The following is a 2,918-nucleotide window of genomic DNA, read 5'->3' as shown; positions in this document are numbered from 1 at the left end:
ATCATATCTGCCATGGCCAACCTCGGCCTGTCTGCTGACAGCAATGGCGTGGTCATTCGTCCCCAAGGGGGCGACGTCTTAATCCAGTCGCAGGGGCGCTAGCATGCTGCTTTACATATTGCGTCGTATCAGTCTGCTGCTCATCACCCTGCTGGCACTGACGGTGGTCGCCTATCTGCTCGATTATCGCCTGCTCGGACAGCAGCCGAGCTTCTGGGGTGGCTACCCCGACTTCCTGCGCCATATCTTCGAAGGGGATCTGGGTATATCCAGCGTCTCGGGCCGCCCGGTGTTCGATGAGATCCGCCACTACTTCCCGGCAACCTTGAGCCTGTGCGTCGCCGCGTTTGCCATCTCCTTGTGCATCGGCATTCCCCTGGGCACCCTGGCGGCCCTCTATCAGGGCCGTGGCCTGGATATGAGCATCATGACCGCCGGCCTCATCGGCTATGCGGTGCCCGTGTTCTGGCTGGCGCTGCTGGTGGTGATGTTCTTCTCCCTGGATCTCGGCTGGCTGCCCGCCTCCGGCCAGCTCAGTCTGCTCTATGACGTGCCCGCCATCACAGGGGTGGCCCTGGTCGATGTCTTGCTAAGCAAGGAGCCCTGGCGGGAAGCCGCGCTGCACGACGCCCTGCGCCACATGATACTGCCCTCTCTGGTCCTGGCCGTGGTACCCACCACCGAGGTGATCCGTCACGTGCGCAGTTCGCTCATCGACGTGATGAAGCAGAACTATATCAAGGCCGCTGCCAGCCGCGGCCTCTCCCGCCGTCAGATAGTCTGGCGCCATGGCCTGAAAAACGCCCTGCCCCCCGTGCTGCCCCTGCTCGGTCTGCAGCTCGGCAGCGTGCTCACCTCCGCCATGATCACCGAAGTAGTATTCGAGTGGCACGGCATAGGCCGCTGGCTCATCAACAGCATCGCCCTGCAGGACTATGCTGCCATCCGCGGCGCCACCCTGGTGGTTGCCGGTTTCGTCATCTTCATCAGTGTCAGTACCGACCTGCTGACCACGCTCATCTATCCGGCGCGGCGCAAGGAGTTGTATGCAAGACAAGGATAATCTCTACCCCGAGCTGCGCATCCTCTCTCCCCTGGAGCAGACTTGGGCGGCCTATCGTCGCAATCCGCTGGCCATGGCCGGGCTCTGGTGTTTTGTCGCCCTGCTGTTGCTTACCCTGATAGGCCCGTTGCTGGTCCCTTATGGCATCGATGAACAGCACAGCGAGCACCTGCTGCTGGCTCCCTCCTGGGCCAACAGCGGCAATATCGACTATTTCCTCGGCACCGATGATCTGGGCCGCGACATGCTGTCGCGACTGGTGGTCGGCGCCCGGCTCACCTTCGGTTATGCCCTGGGTGTGGTGGCGATCGCCATGGTGATCGGCACCCTGATCGGTATGCTGGCCGGCATGAGCCGCGGGCTCAAATCGAGCGTGCTGCACCATCTGCTCGATACCCTGCTCTCCATCCCTTCACTGCTGATGGTCATCATCATGGTGGCCATCCTGGGACCCGGCCTTGGCAATACCCTGATCGCCATCACCCTCGCCTTGATCCCGCCCTTCATTCGCGCCACCTATAACGCCGTGCATACCGAGATGCAGAAGGAGTACATCATCGCCAGCCGCCTCGACGGCTCGCCTCCCTGGCGCATCATGCGACTGGCCGTGCTGCCCAACATCGTCGAGACCCTGGTGGCCCAGACCACCCGCACCCTGTCGGCGGCCATACTGGATATCTCGGCAGTCGGCTTTCTCGGCCTCGGTGCCCAGTCCCCACAACCGGAGTGGGGAACCATGCTGGCCGACTCGAGCGATCTCATCTATCTGGCGCCCTGGACAGTCACGCTGCCAGGGGTGGCCATCCTGTTCAGCGTGCTGGTCACCAATCTGGTCGGTGAAGGGATAAGAGAAGCACTCAAAGAGGGGAATGACTGATGGGCGTGACGGATGATGTTCGCAACCTCGGCATTGCCATGCGTGAAGCTCTCACAAGAGGAGATGCCTGATGCCGCTGCTCGATATACGCAACCTCACCATCGAAATCGACACCCCACAGGGCAAGGTCAAGGCGGTGGACAAGGTGAGCCTGACCCTGAGCGAGGGTGAGATCCGCGGTCTGGTGGGAGAGTCCGGCTCGGGCAAGAGCCTGGTGGCCAAGGTGATCGTCGGTATCCAGAAGGATAACTGGACGGTGCGGGCCGACCGGATGCGCTTCAATGACATGGATCTGCTGACCATGGAGCCCAGAGAGCGGCGCCGCATCATGGGTCGCGAGATAGCCATGATCTTCCAGGACCCCACCAGCTGCCTGGACCCGTCGGAAGTGATAGGCACCCAGCTGGAATCCGCCATTCCCACGACCGCCTTCAAGGGCAAGCTCTGGCAGAGTTTCCAGTGGCGCAAGAAGCAGGCCATCGCCCTGCTGCACAGAGTGGGCGTGAAAGATCACCGCAAGGTGATGCGGGCCTATCCCCATGAATTGTCGGATGGCATGTGCCAGAAGGTGATGATCGCCATGGCAATTGCCAACCAGCCGCGACTGCTGGTGGCGGATGAACCCACCAGCGCCATGGAGTCCACCACCCAGTCCCAGATCTTGCGTCTGCTCGACAAGATGAACAAACTGGGCAACACCACCATTCTCATCATCAGCAACGACATCGCCGCCATCGCCAATCTGACCGACAACATCAACGTCATGTATTGCGGCCAGATGGTGGAAGTGGGCACTCGAGAGCAGATCCTGGGTTCGCCCCATCACCCCTATACCCATGCCCTGCTCCAGTCGATCCCGGATTTTGACAAGCTGGTACGCCACAAGTCCAGGCTCGAGACCTTGCCCGGGGTTATCCCCCCCTTGCAGCACTTGCCTATCGGCTGTCGACTCGGGCCACGTTGCCCTCACGCCCAGAA

Annotated in this window: 3 protein-coding genes; all 3 read left to right on the top strand. The window is 61.4% G+C overall.

Annotated features, from left to right (window positions below; genetic code table 11):
- The first annotated feature begins 103 nt into the window (after positions 1-103).
- A complete protein-coding gene (locus tag G113_RS19630; RefSeq protein ID WP_005911944.1) occupies positions 104-1,063 on the top strand; it encodes an ABC transporter permease in 960 nt (319 codons plus the stop codon).
- A complete protein-coding gene (locus tag G113_RS19625) occupies positions 1,047-1,940 on the top strand; it encodes an ABC transporter permease subunit (protein ID WP_005911941.1) in 894 nt (297 codons plus the stop codon). The genes G113_RS19630 and G113_RS19625 overlap by 17 nt, the downstream gene beginning before the upstream one ends.
- Before the next feature lie 70 nt (positions 1,941-2,010).
- Positions 2,011-2,918: peptide ABC transporter ATP-binding protein (locus G113_RS19620; protein ID WP_005911938.1), on the top strand; the 908-nt coding region annotated here is incomplete at its 3' end.

It is taken from the genome of Aeromonas molluscorum 848 (assembly GCF_000388115.1).
Lineage (GTDB): Bacteria > Pseudomonadota > Gammaproteobacteria > Enterobacterales > Aeromonadaceae > Aeromonas > Aeromonas molluscorum.
Note: the sequence above shows the minus strand (reverse complement) of the source record. Positions and strands in the feature narration are given on the sequence as shown.

Excerpts from the sequence above, each read along its gene's own strand:
- G113_RS19625 (WP_005911941.1), top strand. The coding sequence starts at position 1,047 with ATGCAAGACAAGGATAATCTCTACCCCGAGCTGCGCATCCTCTCTCCC.
- G113_RS19630 (WP_005911944.1), top strand. The coding sequence starts at position 104 with ATGCTGCTTTACATATTGCGTCGTATCAGTCTGCTGCTCATCACCCTG.